Annotated in this window: 13 protein-coding genes; 11 read left to right on the plus strand and 2 right to left on the minus strand. The window is 61.2% G+C overall.

Annotation, left to right across the window (positions count from 1 at the left end; genetic code table 11):
• Positions 1-16: 16 nt before the first annotated feature.
• Entirely contained in the window at positions 17-1,120 is a 1,104-nt protein-coding gene (gene trpD, locus CRD15_RS00800) for an anthranilate phosphoribosyltransferase (protein ID WP_187401673.1), read from the minus strand.
• 355 nt (positions 1,121-1,475) lie between these two features.
• Here trpD and CRD15_RS00805 point away from each other — a divergent pair, with 355 nt between their 5' ends.
• From CRD15_RS00805 to CRD15_RS00820, 4 genes are all read left to right on the plus strand, one after another.
• A complete protein-coding gene (locus CRD15_RS00805) occupies positions 1,476-2,087 on the plus strand; it encodes a heme-copper oxidase subunit III (protein WP_034970235.1) in 612 nt (203 codons plus the stop codon).
• A gap of 83 nt (positions 2,088-2,170) precedes the next feature.
• The gene (locus CRD15_RS00810; protein ID WP_034970231.1) at positions 2,171-3,070 is read left to right on the plus strand and encodes a c-type cytochrome; all 900 of its coding nucleotides are present in this window, start codon (positions 2,171-2,173) and stop codon (positions 3,068-3,070) included.
• Positions 3,067-4,272, plus strand: coding sequence for a ubiquinol-cytochrome c reductase iron-sulfur subunit (locus CRD15_RS00815; protein WP_034977280.1), 1,206 nt, complete (start codon positions 3,067-3,069; stop codon positions 4,270-4,272). Before CRD15_RS00810 ends, CRD15_RS00815 begins: the two co-directional genes overlap by 4 nt.
• Positions 4,269-5,903 (plus strand): cytochrome bc complex cytochrome b subunit, encoded by a 1,635-nt coding sequence (locus CRD15_RS00820; RefSeq protein WP_187401674.1) that lies wholly within the window; start codon positions 4,269-4,271, stop codon positions 5,901-5,903. The genes CRD15_RS00815 and CRD15_RS00820 overlap by 4 nt, the downstream gene beginning before the upstream one ends.
• Positions 5,904-5,981: 78 nt before the next feature.
• Here CRD15_RS00820 and CRD15_RS00825 read toward each other — a convergent pair whose 3' ends face one another.
• Complete coding sequence (locus CRD15_RS00825) at positions 5,982-6,743, minus strand: PolC-type DNA polymerase III (RefSeq protein WP_370546760.1); 762 nt, start codon at positions 6,741-6,743, stop codon at positions 5,982-5,984.
• Between the two features lie 481 nt (positions 6,744-7,224).
• Between CRD15_RS00825 and CRD15_RS00830 the strand changes: the two genes are divergently transcribed.
• The 7 genes from CRD15_RS00830 to CRD15_RS00860 all read left to right on the plus strand — a co-directional run bounded on the left by CRD15_RS00830 (position 7,225) and on the right by CRD15_RS00860 (position 14,147).
• Positions 7,225-7,845: a C40 family peptidase gene (locus CRD15_RS00830; protein ID WP_034970221.1), complete on the plus strand. Its 621-nt coding sequence runs from the start codon at positions 7,225-7,227 to the stop codon at positions 7,843-7,845.
• A 233-nt stretch (positions 7,846-8,078) separates the two neighbouring features.
• Positions 8,079-9,257 (plus strand): NlpC/P60 family protein, encoded by a 1,179-nt coding sequence (locus CRD15_RS00835; RefSeq protein WP_222866339.1) that lies wholly within the window; start codon positions 8,079-8,081, stop codon positions 9,255-9,257.
• A gap of 28 nt (positions 9,258-9,285) precedes the next feature.
• Entirely contained in the window at positions 9,286-10,473 is a 1,188-nt protein-coding gene (locus CRD15_RS00840; RefSeq protein ID WP_043012235.1) for a glycosyltransferase family 4 protein, read from the plus strand.
• An 89-nt stretch (positions 10,474-10,562) separates the two neighbouring features.
• Positions 10,563-11,552, plus strand: coding sequence for an ROK family protein (locus CRD15_RS00845; protein WP_051873840.1), 990 nt, complete (start codon positions 10,563-10,565; stop codon positions 11,550-11,552).
• Between the two features lie 33 nt (positions 11,553-11,585).
• Positions 11,586-12,314 carry a 1-acyl-sn-glycerol-3-phosphate acyltransferase gene (locus CRD15_RS00850; RefSeq protein ID WP_034972072.1) on the plus strand — a complete coding sequence of 243 codons (729 nt, stop codon included), beginning with the start codon at positions 11,586-11,588 and terminating at the stop codon, positions 12,312-12,314.
• A 116-nt stretch (positions 12,315-12,430) separates the two neighbouring features.
• The gene (locus CRD15_RS00855) at positions 12,431-13,597 is read left to right on the plus strand and encodes an acyltransferase family protein (RefSeq protein WP_080716044.1); all 1,167 of its coding nucleotides are present in this window, start codon (positions 12,431-12,433) and stop codon (positions 13,595-13,597) included.
• A gap of 31 nt (positions 13,598-13,628) precedes the next feature.
• Complete coding sequence (locus CRD15_RS00860; protein WP_034972073.1) at positions 13,629-14,147, plus strand: polyadenylate-specific 3'-exoribonuclease AS; 519 nt, start codon at positions 13,629-13,631, stop codon at positions 14,145-14,147.
• Positions 14,148-14,254 lie beyond the last annotated feature (107 nt).

The raw sequence follows: 14,254 nt of genomic DNA on the forward strand, positions 1-14,254 counted from the left end.
CCTTCAGGCGCGCCGACTAAAACTCACGCCCAACAATCCTTTCCATCTGGCGCAAGGCGGCACCGGATTCCAGAGCCTCACGGGCGACCTCTACTTGGGCGGCGAGAGCCGCCTGGAAACCTTCCTCCTCCCAGCCCCGCACGGCTGTCAGGGCGCCAGCCGCGTTGATCAAGACAGCATCCTTGATCGCCCCCTCGATCTCGCCCTTCATGAGGCGCACAGCAACGTCCGCGTTATAGCTCGCGTCGCCGCCCGCGAGGCTGCCGTCTTCATAGAAGTCGAGGCCGACGCTGCGAGGGTTAATGATTTCCTCGCCGGTGCGGCCGTGGGCGTCCACAGTTACAACCTCAGTGGGCGTGCAGACAGAGATTTCGTCCATTCCGTCCATGCCGCGCACCACGAGTACGCGACTACCGCGATGCGCGAAGGCACCGCCCATGATGGGCATGAACTCCTTGAAGGCGCAGCCAATGAGGCCGTACTTGGGATAGGCCGGGTTCGTCATGGGTCCCAGCAGGTTGAAGATGGTGGGCGCGCCCAACTGGCTGCGAACGGGGCCGGCGAAGCGCATGGCGGGGTGGTAGGTCTTGGCGAACATGAACGCAAAGCCGGTGGTGTGAGCGTCCTCGCGGATGGTCTCGGGGGAGCGCTCGATGTCGAGCCCCAGAGCCTCCAGCATGTCCGCGCCGCCGCACTTGGAACTGGCAGCGCGGTTGCCGTGCTTAACCACCGGAACGCCGGCAGCGCTGACAACGAAGGAGGCCATCGTGGAGATGTTGACGGTGTGGTGGCCGTCGCCCCCGGTGCCGACGATGTCCACGCAGTTCGGAACATCGCTGAAGTCCACGGGGGTGGCGAAACTAGTCATCGTCTCCGCGGCGGCAGCGAGTTCCGCAGCGGTGATGCCCCGGACGCGGATGCCGAAGATAAACGCTGCGATCTGTGCTTCGGTGGCTTTGCCGTCCATGATCTCGTTCATGGCCCAGCGCACCTGCGATTCACTGAGCTCCTGTCCGTTACCCAAGCGCCCCAACACGCCGGGCCAGGTGAAGTAGCTGGAAGGCAGCTGTTCGGGGGACAATCCGCCCGGTTGTGCGGGCTGTGGGGTAGCGGGGGACATTGCTATTGGGGTACCTCTCTGGTTAGAAGAATCTAAGCGTACTAACCAGTCTATTAGGCTCGAGGGGAGTGCGGGGAGCTTTTGGCGGGTGATTAGGCGGTTCCCGTTGGGGGTGCCGGGGGAGGCCATGGTTAGCCCCATCAGAGGGTGGTGAGCGTGTCTGCTCTTGACGAAAGTGTGTATTGACCTGTCGTTATGTAGGCCGTCGGATGAGTGCATGGAAAAGTTCCCGCTAACCCCTAACGGGGTGGACTTTCAGGCTTATCCAAGGTTTCACCTGCGGATTTACAGATTCCTTCCAGAAAACCGTCCGAGTGAATCGACTATCGGGCTTCAAACGGCCATACTGTTAGGCGTGACGAGCGCAGTTGAAAACCCAGGTATGGCAGCACCACATCGTGTTGCGACACTGAACCGACCCAATATGGTCAGTGTCGGCACGATTGTGTTCCTGTCTCAGGAATTGATGTTTTTCGCTGGCCTGTTCGCGATGTACTTCGTGTCCAAGGCCAACTCTGGCGGCAATTGGCCGTCCGAGCCCACGGAGCTGAACGTGCCGTTCGCGGCAGCAATTACGGTCATTCTGATCAGTTCTTCGTTCACTGCTCAGTGGGGCGTATTCGCAGCGGAGAGGGGTGACGTCTTCGCACTCCGCAAGTGGTATGCACTTTCGGCGCTTCTGGGAACGATCTTCCTGGTTGGCCAGATCTACGAGTACATCCACTTGGTTGAGCACGGAACCACGATCGGTGGCTCCGTCTACGGATCGGTCTTCTACATCACGACAGGCTTCCACGGCGCGCACGTGCTCGCCGGTGTTCTGGCCTTCGTTGTGGTTCTGTTGAGGACCGCGAAGTCGAAGTTCACCCCGGCACAGGCCACCGCCGCCGTCGTTGTGTCTTACTACTGGCACTTCGTGGACGTGGTGTGGATCGGCCTGTGGATCACGATTTACTTCATTCAGTAGGCCGGCCAGGCCGGTTCTTCCTTCTGAAGAGAGTCGGCCTACAGCCCATCGCAATTCCATTGACTAACAAATAAGGGAACAAGATGGATATCAACTCCACCAACGCAACCACGGGGCAGGCCCCCAGTGGTTCGAAGGGCGGTGCCGCCAAGGCACGCCGCCGCCGGAAGGTCCGCAAGGCCTTCGCCGGCGCGTTGGCTTTGTTGTTCGCACTCACCGGTGCGGGCTTCCTGGCTAACGCATTGACCCCTGACGCCCAGAATGCCGTAGCTGAGAAGAGCTCCGAGGATCTGGCTAAGCAGGGTAAGGAACTTTACGAAGTTGCATGTATCACCTGCCACGGTGCAAACCTGCAGGGCGTGAAGGACCGCGGTCCTTCCCTGATCGGTGTCGGTGAGGGCGCTGTGTACTTCCAGGTACACTCCGGCCGCATGCCAATGCTGCGTAACGAGGCGCAGGCCAAGCGTAAGCAGCCGCGCTACTCCGAGCAGCAGGCTTTGGCGCTTGCAGCTTACGTCAACGCCAACGGTGGCGGCCCGGGCATCGTCCGCGACTCCAACGGTGAGATCGCTATGGAGTCCCTGCGTGGCTCCAACAACAAGGATGGCAAGATCGACCCGGCCGACGTAGCCCGTGGTTCTGACCTGTTCCGCCTGAACTGTGCATCCTGCCACAACTTCACCGGTAAGGGTGGCGCACTGTCGAGTGGTAAGTACGCACCAGCTCTGGCTCCGGCTAACGAGCAGGAGATTTACCAAGCTATGCTGACCGGCCCGCAGAACATGCCGAAGTTCTCCGATCGCCAGCTGACTGCTGACGAGAAGAAGGACATCATCGCCTTCATCAAGTCCGCCAAGGAGACCCCGAACCCGGGTGGCTTCGGACTGGGTGGCATCGGCCCGGTGACTGAGGGCATGCTGATGTGGTTTGTTGGCATCGTGGTTCTCGTTGCCTTCGCTATGTGGATTGGATCGCGGTCATGAGTGAGAACGCCAAGAAGTACAGCCACGAAGAGCTGTCGAAGATGAATGATGACGAGCTGGCCCGCCTGGGTACTGAGCTCGACGGTGTGACGGTTGCCTACCGCAAGGAGCGCTTCCCGATCGCCAACGATCCCGCTGAGAAGCGCGCGAGCCGCAAGGTCACCATCATGCTGGCCCTGTCGGTACTGTTCGCGATCGCTTTCATCGGTATCTACCTGTTCTGGCCGTGGGAGTACAAGCACCTGGCTGAAGATGGTGTTTGGCTCTACTCCATCTACACCCCGCTGTTGGGTCTTACTTCCGGCCTGAGCATCACCCTGCTGGGTGCTGCCATCGTTGCATACACCAAGAGCTTCGTTCCGGAAGAGATCTCGGTTCAGACCCGTCACGATGGTCCGTCCGAGGAAGTTGACCGCCGCACGCTGGTCGCTCTGCTGAACGATTCCTGGAAGACCTCGACGCTGGGCCGTCGTCCGGTTATTGCTGGTCTGGCTGGCACTGGTGCTGTCCTGGCTGGTCTGACGATCGCTCTGCCGCTGGGCGGCATTGTTAAGAATCCCTGGAAGGCCAAGGCAATGGGCATCCAGGGCGACGGTACCCTGTGGACCACCGGCTGGACGCTGGCGGAGCAGGGCGAGAAGGTCTACCTGGGCCGCGACACCGGCGCGATCGCCGAGGAGCACGATGGGCACTACAGCACCCAGGGTGTTTCCCGACTGATCCGCATGCGTCCGGAGGACCTGGATCCGGCCTCGATGGAGACCGTGTTCCCCATGACCGAGGATATGGTCAACGACGGCGATAAGTTCGACAAGAACCGCGACGTCTACGAGGAGCACATGCACTCCATCCACGGCCCGCGTAACGCCGTGATGCTGATTCGCCTGCGTTCCGCAGATGCCGAGAAGGCAATCCTGCGCGAGGGCCAGGAGGACTTCCACTACGGTGACTACTTCGCTTACTCGAAGATCTGTACCCACATTGGTTGCCCTACGTCCCTGTATGAGCAGCAAACTAACCGCATCCTCTGCCCGTGCCACCAGTCTCAGTTCGATGCACTGCAGCACGGTAAGCCGATCTTCGGACCGGCAGCCCGCGCACTGCCGGAGCTGTCGATCTCGGTCGACGAAGAGGGATACATGTACGCCGACCGTAACTTCATCGAGCCTGTCGGCCCGGCATTCTGGGAGCGTCGTTCATGACCACTAAGCAACAGAGCCGCGCTGCTAAAGCGGCCAACAACATCGACGAGCGGTACACTGCCTCCGGCCTGATCCGCCCGCAAATCAACAAGGTATTCCCGACTCACTGGTCTTTCATGCTCGGTGAGATCGCGCTGTACTCCTTTATTATCCTGATCCTGTCCGGTGTCTACCTGACGCTGTTCTTCGATCCCTCCATGTCGAAGGTGATCTACGACGGCGCCTACGCACCGCTCAACGGCGTGGAAATGTCCGCCGCTTACAAGACTGCTCTGAACCTCTCCTTTGAGGTTCGCGGTGGCCTGTTTATCCGCCAGGTCCACCACTGGGCTGCGCTGCTGTTCGCCGTGTCGATCATGGTGCACATGCTGCGCATCTTCTTCACGGGTGCGTTCCGCAAGCCGCGTGAGGCCAACTGGGTAATCGGTTGTGTCCTGCTGCTGCTGTCCGTGGCCGAGGGCTTCATGGGCTACTCCCTGCCGGACGACCTGCTGTCCGGTGTCGGTCTGCGCATTATGTCTGCCATCATGGTTGGCCTGCCGATCATCGGTACCTGGCTGCACTGGATCATGTTCGCTGGCGACTTCCCGGGTGAGATCATCATTCCTCGCCTGTACATCGCCCACGTTCTGCTGATCCCAGGCATCCTGCTGGCTCTGATCGCTGCTCACCTGGCACTGGTTTGGTACCAGAAGCACACCCAGTTCCCTGGACCGGGTCGTACCGAGAACAACGTTGTCGGCGTTCGTATTTTGCCGGTGTTCGGTCTGAAGGCCGCTTCCTTCGGCCTGATCACCTTCGGTGTTGTCGCTCTGCTGGCCGGCCTGTTCCAGATCAACGCAATCTGGAACCTGGGCCCGTACAACCCGTCGCAGGTTTCCGCTGGTTCCCAGCCGGATATCTACATGCTGTGGACTGACGGTGCTGCACGTGTCATGCCTGCCTGGGAGCTCTACCTGGGTAACTACACCATCCCGGCTGTGTTCTGGGTAGCACTGCTGCTGGGTCTGCTGGTTGTCCTGCTGTTCACCTACCCGTGGATCGAGCAGAAGATGACGGGCGATGACGCCCACCACAACCTGCTGCAGCGCCCGCGCGACGTTCCGGTCCGCACCGCTATCGGCGTGATGGCTCTGGTCTTCTACGTACTGCTCACCATCTCGGGTGGTAACGACCTGCTGGCCATGCACTTCACGATCTCCCTGAACCTGATGACGTGGCTGGGTCGCATTGGCCTGGTGTTGCTGCCGCCGATCGCGTACTTCATCACGTACCACCTGTGCGTCTCCCTGCAGCGCTCCGACCGTGAGGTTCTGGAGCACGGTATTGAGACCGGTACGATCCGCCAGCTGCCTTCCGGTGGCTTCATCGAGGTTCACCAGCCGCTGGGTCCGGTCGACGAGCACGGCCACCCGATCCCGCTGGAGTACCAGGGTGCTTACGTTCCGAAGACCATGAACGAGCTGGGCGTCGCTGGCCACCCGGGTCGCGGTGGATTCTTCTCCCCGGATTCCCCGGAGATTGCCGAGAAGGCAGAGCGTATCGAGAAGGAAAACCACGCCGAGCAGAAGGAAATGTTCGAGCGTCTGAACGAGGAGAACCGTCGTCGCCAGGAGGAGCTCGACAAGTAACCCTCGTTAAGAGCTAACTCAACTGCTCTCGCAAAGGCTCGTAGAGATCCCGTCCACCTTCCAAGGTGGGCGGGATTTTTATTGCTCAGTCAAGGCGCGCAGAACGCCATAGGTCGCCAGGGCATCGTTCATTGCACGATGTAGCGGGCGGTGGGGGACTTTTAGGTATGACGCCACGTTCCCCAATCGATACCGTCCAACGGACTCTCGGGGGATCAACGCACGGGAGGCTTCCGCGGTGCACACTAGTCGGGGAGTATAAGGAGGCACAGAATCTATGTCGGTTGGTTCCATGCCTGTGTCCCTGTGTTGAGTCTGCGGCGCCAGCTGTGCCCGCAGAATCTCGTGTTGGATAAAGGAGAAGTCGAAGGACACATTATGGCCGACAAGGCGTGGCGTGGCTGCATGGGCGGGGAGAGTTGCACCCGTGGGGGAGTTGGGGCGCAGGAAGTGCATGAGATCGGGCAGAACCTCCGCAAACGTCGGCTGATCGGCGAGTAGGCCGGCCGAAATGCCGGTGAGGTCTGTGACTTCCTCTGGTACGTCCTGGTGGGGGTTGAGGAGGGTGGCGAAGCGATCTGTGATCTCGCCGTCTGCAACCCGTAGCGCGGCAATCTCGATGATGCGGGCCTGTTGTGGGCGCAATCCCGTAGTTTCCAAGTCGATGACGATGCAGTCTGAGAGGGTGCGCTGCAGATCCACGCGCAGAATTCCCAGATCTGCGTGGTCCGGGGTGCGGGGCTGCTGGGGCAAGCTGCGCTGAGGCAGAGCGTGTTGGCGGGAGTGGTGCTGGGGTGGGCTCTGCAGCGGTGAGTTCTGCTCTAGAGGGGAAGGAGACACGAAGAATCAGTCTAGCGGGGAGCGCGACAGGTGGGTTGATTCGTCACCTTGTTGGGGCGTAGGGGCGTCCAAAAATAGGCCAAAAAACGTGGTGTGTGACTAAGGTCACATAAAGTTGTTTCTGAGAGAAGGGTAAGGGGAAGGGGGTGCATGGCTCTTCTGGGTGGCGGAAAGAAATCCCAGGTCAGCGAATTATAAAGCTTTGATAACTTTCACGCTCGTGTTGAAGGTTCGTAAAGTATCGGATTGATAACAATCGCACGTAAACGACGGAAATCAAGAAAACTTGGCGATTAGCTAGACATTACTTGCAACCATTTCGTAATCTTTTCGAGACCTTAGCGGTGAGCCCAAACAAGGAACTTGGATCGCCAAGGGTTGAACTACAACAGAACACTCACCGCACCGCGGTAGCGGCAATAGCTACCGGGCGAGGGGATACATCCCCAGACAACGGACTGAAAGGTAATTGAGGATCAATATGGGCAAGCACAGCCTGAAGAAGAACAACGCATCCCGCAACGCAGCAATGATCGCCGCCGTCGGTGTGGGCGCCGCTGTACTGAACCCCGCTGCAGCCCAGGCTGCTCCGGTCACCCACAAGCCGTCCGGCGTAACCGTCGAGATTCCGGACCACATGCTGCCGGCCATCAAGCCTTACTTCAAGCAGGCTAACCTGACCACCGGTGACAAGGCTCCGGCCGCAAAGGGTGCACCGGCAGCTAAGCCGGCCTCGGCGCCGAAGCCGGCCAGCTCCTCCATCGGCCAGCGTATTGCTGACATCGCTAAGTCCAAGATCGGCGCTCCGTACTCCTGGGGTGCTGCTGGCCCGAACGCTTTCGACTGCTCCGGCCTGACCTCTTGGGCGCACCGCCAGGTTGGCAAGAACATCCCGCGCACCTCTTCCGCGCAGGCTGCCGCAGGCAAGAAGGTTTCCCTGAACGCTCTGCGGCCGGGCGACGTGATCTCCTACTACGGTGGCGCTTCTCACGTTGCTATCTACATCGGTGGTGGCAAGATCGTCCACGCGCTGAACTCTGGCAACCCGGTGCGCATCGATAACCTGCACATGATGCCGGTCTACAACGCGGTTCGTTTCTAAATTTTTTTGGTGACGCCACCCCAGCATGTCAATAGCCTGGAAGGTTCTTCTGGGGCTTAAGTTACAGCTGGTAAATATGTGAAAAGGTGGGGCTCGTGCCGTTTGGGTATGAGTCCCACTTTTGCCCTCTCATGTGGCAGAATATCTACCGTTACCAAACGGTGATCTACGCCGTTGGCCCGTCCAGTGGTCCTTACTCCTTCAGAATTAAAGAAAGTCCAGTCGTGAATGTGATGTCTTCCTCTTCTCGCGATCGCTTCGTCGGTTCCCGCGCGCTTACCAAGGCCGCTACCGCAGCTCTTCTGTCCCTCGCAGTGGGTGCCAGTGTCCCGCAAGCCGGCGCTGACCCGCAGGATGCTCGCAACAACCAGCAAGAGGCGCAGAATCAGGGCGACAAGGGCGACAAGAAGGCTGAAGAGGTTCGCCGTCTGCTCGACGCTCCTATTCCGAAGGACGTCGACGGGCTGCTGAACCACGTGAAGAAGATCTCCAATCTTGCCTCCGAGACCTCGGACGAGGTCGAGCAGCTGAAGATCGACATCAAGCAGGCCGAGGGCAACCTGGGGCGGGCTAACAAGACCGCTGATGATGCCAAGAAGCGCGCGGATAAGCTCGCCGTTGACGTGAAGTCCTCCCGTGCGAACGTCACCGGAGTTTCCCAGGCTATGTACCGCGGCGCGACCGTTGACCCGGTATCCGCTTTCGTCGGCTCCCAGGGGCCACAGGCTGCCGTCGAGCGCTCCTCTTACCTGGCCACGATCGGCAACCAACGCACCGATGCTGTCGACAACCTGACCCGCAAGCTGAAGGATGCGGCTAAGGAGAAGAACAAGGCCAGCCGCTCTAAGGCAACCGCCGATTTCCAGCTGCGCACCCTCAACGACCGCAAGTCGGACCTGGAGGATCGCAACAAGCAGCTCGATAAGCTCAAAGACAAGGTCATGAAGGTCGTCGACGGCCTCAGCCCGGAGGATCGCCGACGCTGGGCCGACCGCAACGGCCCGATCGATGTCGACGTAGAGGCGTTCCTCGGCGGCCTGAAGGGTAAGGGTGATTCCGGCGCGCCAGTCAACGCAACCGGTGTGGTTGCCGCAGCGCTATCCAAGATCGGTTCTCCGTACTCTTGGGGCGCTACCGGCCCCAGTGCCTTCGATTGTTCTGGTCTGATGTACTGGGCTTACCAGCAGCAGGGTAAGACGATCCCGCGTACCTCCTCCGCACAGATTGCCGGTGGGCAGTCCGTGTCTATCAATGACCTGCAGCCGGGCGATATCGTCGGCTACTACCCGGGCGTGACCCACGTTGGCATGTACATCGGCGACGGCAAGGTGGTTCACGCCTCCGACTACGGCATCCCCGTCCAGGTGGTTCCGCTGAACTCCATGCCTGTCCAGGGTGCTGCCCGCTACTAGTAGAGCTGGCGCCGATATCCTTTATCGTATGCCTAGCGAAGTCCAGCACAGCCACCCGCGTGTCCTCGTTGTCACCAATGACTTTCCGCCTACCTTCGGCGGGATTCAGACGTACGTTCGTGACTACCTCACCACACTGGACCCCAACAAGGTGGTCGTGTTCGCGTCCACGCAGCATGCCGCTAACGCCCGGGAGTTCGACTCTCAGCAGGATTACACGGTCGTCCGTTGGCCCCGCAAGGTCATGTTGCCTACTCCCGCCACTGTCCGGCGGATGCAGCAGCTGATCCGCGAACACGACATCCACACGGTTTGGTTCGGCGCTGCCGCTCCGCTGGCGCTTATGGCCCCAGCTGCCCGTGCCGCGGGCGCACGCCGCATCGTCGCTTCTACCCACGGCCACGAGGTCGGCTGGTCGATGTTCCCCGGCACCCGCCAGGTGCTAGGTCGGATCGGCCGGACGGTGGACTGCCTTACTTATGTCTCGCACTATGCCCGCAACCGCATGGCCAGCGCCTTTGGCCCCTCTGTGGCTTGGGAGCCCATGCCCGGTGGCGTGGATACCGACGTGTTCCACCCGAATCCGGCCGTCCGTGACGCGCTGCGCGCCCGCTATGGGCTGGAGGACAAGAAGGTTATCGTCGCGGTTTCCCGGTTGGTTCCGCGCAAGGGGCAGGACACGCTGGTCAAGGCCATGCCCGCCATTTTGCGCGAGCATCCGGATGCGCGTCTGCTGATCGTCGGACCCGGTTCGTACCGCGCGAAGTTGGAGGAACTGGCGCGGCGGTTGGGCGTCACAAAGAATACGACCTTTACCGGTGCCGTTGAGGCAGAAGAGCTACCGGGGCACTTCACCGTCGGCGATGTTTTCGCGCTGCCGGTGCGCACTCAGCTGGGCGGCTTGTCGGTGGAGGGGCTAGGCATTGTGTTCCTCGAGGCGCAGGCCGCCGGCGTGGCCACGATCGCGGGGAATGGCGGCGGCGCCCCGGAGACCGTGATGGACGGTCGGACGGGCGTGGTCGTGGACTCGCGGGACCTGGACGACGTTGCCGGTCGTATCTCTGTGTTACTTGGTGACGCCCCTACGCGCCAGCGCCTGGCGACCGCAGCTAGGAAGCACGTGAATGAACGTTGGACCTGGCAGGTCCTGGGGTATCAGTGCCGTGCGGTAATGGCAGGTGAGGGCGGGATTCCGCCGCGCCATAGCTTCGCCTAGAACGCCGACTGGGCGGTGGGGGACGTTCCGCACGATTTTTATGGGGCGCCGGGCTGGCTAGAATGAGGGGGTTAATCAGTACAGAAAGAATGTTCGGAAGGGTGGATCGTCGCGTGACTGGGAGCTTGACCGTAGGCGTGGACATCGGCGGTACCAACCTGCGCGCTGCCGTGGTGGACGCCGACGGGAAGATTCTGGACATTGAAAAGCTGCCGACCCCATCCAACGTGCACGCCCTGGAAGCCGCGCTGGTACACGCCGTGGGCTGCCTGCAGCGCCGCAACGAGGGGATCGGGGCGGTCGGCTTGGCAGTCGCCGGGTTCATTAACTCGCAGCGCGATACGGTGCGCTTCGCCCCGCACCTGCCGTGGAGGAACACCAAGGTGACCCAGCGGCTGAGCACACGCCTGGGGCTGCCGGTGGAGCTGGAGCACGATGCGAACTCCGCCGCGTTGGGGGAGTACCACCTGGGAGCTGCGCAGGGAGCGGGCACGTGGGTGCTCTTTGCGCTGGGCACAGGCATCGGCGGGGCAGTGATGGTCGATGGCGAAATCTACCGCGGGGCATTCGGAACCGCCCCGGAGTTCGGGCACCTGACCGTCATGCCCGGCGGGCGGGCCTGCCCCTGCGGAAAGCAGGGATGCTTGGAACGCTATTGTTCCGGTTCGGCGCTGGCGCTGACGGCACAGGATCTAATTGCGACGGGCGAGTTCCCGGATTCCGCCATTACTCGCGAGTTCGCACAGCACCCGGAGGAGATCTCCGGCCGGGCGGTAGTGCGCCTTGCCCGCGAAGGCGACCAGCTGGCGCGTGCCGCCGTAGAGGACATGGGACTGTGGCTCGGCCGGGGTCTGTCGCTGGTACAGGACGTGCTGGATCCGGAGCTGATTGTCATCGGCGGGGGAGTCAGCGCAGACGCGGATCTGTTCCTGGACCAGGCCGAATCCATGCTGAACTACGACATTGTCGGGGCTGGTCACCGACCAGTCGCGCGGGTGAAAACTGCGCAGTTGGGTGGCGATGCCGGTATGATCGGCGTGGCACTACTGGCGCGCAAGCACCTAGGAAGCGCCGCCTAAAGAGGGAAAATAGAGTAACGGTAGGTTTAAAGCATGCAGAACAAGGCGTATTGGTTCTTTAAGTACATCCTGATCGGCCCGTGGCTGCGTGTATATAACCGCCCGTTCACCAAGGGGCTGGAAAAGCTTCCCAAGGAGGGCGAGGGCCTCCTGGCCTCCAACCACCTGGCAGTGATGGACTCCTTTTACCTGCCGCTGGTATCCAAACGACAGCTGACGTTCCTGGCCAAGAAGGAGTACTTCACCACCCCCGGCCTGGTCGGTGGCATTCAGAAGTTCTTCTTCACCTCCGTCGGCCAGGTGCCGATTGACCGCCAGGACAAGGAATCCCAGAACGCGGCCTTGGCAACCGCACTGAAGGTGCTGGAGCGCGGCGACCTGTTGGGCATGTATCCAGAAGGAACCCGCTCGCCGGACGGGCGCCTGTACCGTGGCAAGACCGGACTGGCCCGCATCGCCCTGGAATCTGGGGTGAAGGTGTACCCGGTGGCGATGATCAACACGAATAAGGCAAACCCCATCGGCACGTGGATCCCCCGTCCGGCGCGCTGCGGCGTGTATGTCGGTGACCCGATCGATCCCGAAGATTTCCGTGATGCGGGCGACGACTACGCCCAGGCCAGGGCGCTGACCGACGCGATCATGGAAGCCCTGCACGAGCTTTCCGGTCAGGAGTATGTGAAGGATTTCTATGCCGCGGATGTGAAGAAATCCCTGGAGGAAGGCAAGGGCTACCCGCCGGGATCGGAGCCCCGTAACTAGGGCTGATCAGTCGCTACCCGAGCACTACCCGGGTTTTACCCAGGCCTTTTCCGACACGCCCCGATCGCTTCGAAGGTTGACGTAGCGGGTAGAAAACTGATCTTCTAGTAAGAATTATGGCGAAAACAGATGAGGAGCCTTCCCTAGCCAGGGCGGCCGAGCGGAAGGATCCGCGCCGGGCGCAGTCGCTAGCTGTGAAGCAAAGAGTTGACTGGGCAGACGCCGCCAAGGGGCTGTCCATTATCGGCGTGTGCATTATGCACGTGGTCACTGGAATCCCAGGGGGAGAGGATACGACCCTGGGTGAGCTCTCCAGCTTCCTCGACCCGCTGCGTATGCCGCTGTTCTTCCTGGTCTCCGGCTTGTTTTCCCACCGCATTTTGGAACGCTCCTTCGGCGACCTGTTCTACCGTCGCCTGTGGTTCCTGCTGGTGCCATACCTGGTGTTTAACCCCTTCCACGCGCTGACCCGCATGAGCATCGACGGGGAATACTCGATGCGCGCCCTTATCAAGGCCATGCTGTTCGGCAACGTGGGCCTGTGGTTCCTGTACGCGTTGATGCTCTACAACATCTTCGCCTGGCTTCTGCGCAAGCAGCCGCCGTGGCTGGCAACCCTGATTTCCTGCCTCCCACTGATCATCGGTGCCTTCCTGGGCGGCGGCGAGGACATCTTCTTCCGCCACGTACTGGCATTCGTGCCGATGTATTTTATTGGGCTGCACTACCGGGACATCTTCTTCCGACTGGCCAGCGTGGCCTTCCGCCCATGGGTCGTGGTGGGCAGTGCCGCGATGTTCTTCGGCTCTGAATACCTGATGCGTGGCCTGTCGAAGACCGTCTTTAGCGATTGGACGCCTACCGTTGCCGCCATCACCCTGGGCACGGATCTGCTGCGCTCGCTGGCCGCGCTGCCTTTCGCCATCGTTGTGGCTGTCTGGATCTGCGCCATTCCCTACGTGCGCCGCGTATTCCTCTTCGTCGGTCGCAACACGCTGCAGGTCTACGTCTTCCACCCGCTGGGTCTGTTCCTGCTGGACGGAGCCGCAGTCTCCTTGGCGGAAGCGCACCCGGAGTCGCTGTCCTTCCTTGGCACCCTGGCCGGCCAGCTGTGGTGGGCCATTGGTGCGTGCGTGGTCGCCTCTGCCGTGGGCTATGCCATCGGGAAAACGCCTTACTTGCGGTGGGTGCTGTTCCCGCCGCCACTGCGGCGTCCCAAAGAAAAAGAGCAACAATCCCGCTACAGCGTTAAGTCCGGGGGCGAACGAACCCTGTCGGCCTAGCCGTGGGTGAGGGGCTCTAGACTGGATTACCGTGCGCTACTTCTACGACACTGAATTCATCGAGGACGGCACCACGATCGATCTGATCTCCATCGGCGTGGTGGCCGAAGACGGCCGGGAGTTCTACGCGGTCTCCACAGAATTCAACGCGCACCGGGCGGGGCAGTGGGTGCAGAAGAACGTGCTACCGCAACTGCCGCCGCGTTCCGATAAAGCGTGGATGGATAGGGCGACGATCCGCACCAAACTGCATGAGTTCCTAGTGCCCGAGCGGGCAACGAAGGCCCGCGGAAAGCCCGTGGAGCGCCCCGAACTGTGGGCCTGGGTCGGGGCGTACGATCATGTGGCTCTGGCGCAACTGTGGGGCGACATGACGGGCTTGCCCGCCGACTTGCCACGCTTCACCCACGAGCTGAAGCAGCTGTGGGAGATGGCCGGTCGACCGCGGTTGCCCGAAAGCCCGAGCAACGCTCACGATGCTCTTGCGGACGCCCGTTTCAACGCCGTGAAGTATCGCCTTTCCATGGAAGCGCTGCGCGGGCTACGTTGACCGCCAACGTTAACCGCCGTTAACCGCAGCGTCACCCCCATCTGCGGGGGTCGGCTACCGCACAGCCTGAAAAAGGCCTGAATGCCGACAGCGCTGTCCCGGTACAG

The organism is Corynebacterium sp. LK28, from assembly GCF_014335105.1.
Lineage (GTDB): Bacteria > Actinomycetota > Actinomycetes > Mycobacteriales > Mycobacteriaceae > Corynebacterium > Corynebacterium macclintockiae.

What these genes read in the sequence shown, in the direction of transcription:
- CRD15_RS00845 (WP_051873840.1), top strand. Translation starts at nt 10,563, where the DNA reads ATGTTCGGAAGGGTGGATCGTCGCGTGACTGGGAGCTTGACCGTAGGC.
- CRD15_RS00810 (WP_034970231.1), top strand. Translation starts at nt 2,171, where the DNA reads ATGGATATCAACTCCACCAACGCAACCACGGGGCAGGCCCCCAGTGGT.
- CRD15_RS00840 (WP_043012235.1), top strand. Translation starts at nt 9,286, where the DNA reads ATGCCTAGCGAAGTCCAGCACAGCCACCCGCGTGTCCTCGTTGTCACC.
- CRD15_RS00830 (WP_034970221.1), top strand. Translation starts at nt 7,225, where the DNA reads ATGGGCAAGCACAGCCTGAAGAAGAACAACGCATCCCGCAACGCAGCA.
- CRD15_RS00850 (WP_034972072.1), top strand. Translation starts at nt 11,586, where the DNA reads ATGCAGAACAAGGCGTATTGGTTCTTTAAGTACATCCTGATCGGCCCG.
- CRD15_RS00855 (WP_080716044.1), top strand. Translation starts at nt 12,431, where the DNA reads ATGGCGAAAACAGATGAGGAGCCTTCCCTAGCCAGGGCGGCCGAGCGG.
- CRD15_RS00820 (WP_187401674.1), top strand. Translation starts at nt 4,269, where the DNA reads ATGACCACTAAGCAACAGAGCCGCGCTGCTAAAGCGGCCAACAACATC.
- CRD15_RS00815 (WP_034977280.1), top strand. Translation starts at nt 3,067, where the DNA reads ATGAGTGAGAACGCCAAGAAGTACAGCCACGAAGAGCTGTCGAAGATG.
- CRD15_RS00835 (WP_222866339.1), top strand. Translation starts at nt 8,079, where the DNA reads ATGTCTTCCTCTTCTCGCGATCGCTTCGTCGGTTCCCGCGCGCTTACC.
- trpD (WP_187401673.1), bottom strand. Translation starts at nt 1,120, where the DNA reads ATGTCCCCCGCTACCCCACAGCCCGCACAACCGGGCGGATTGTCCCCC.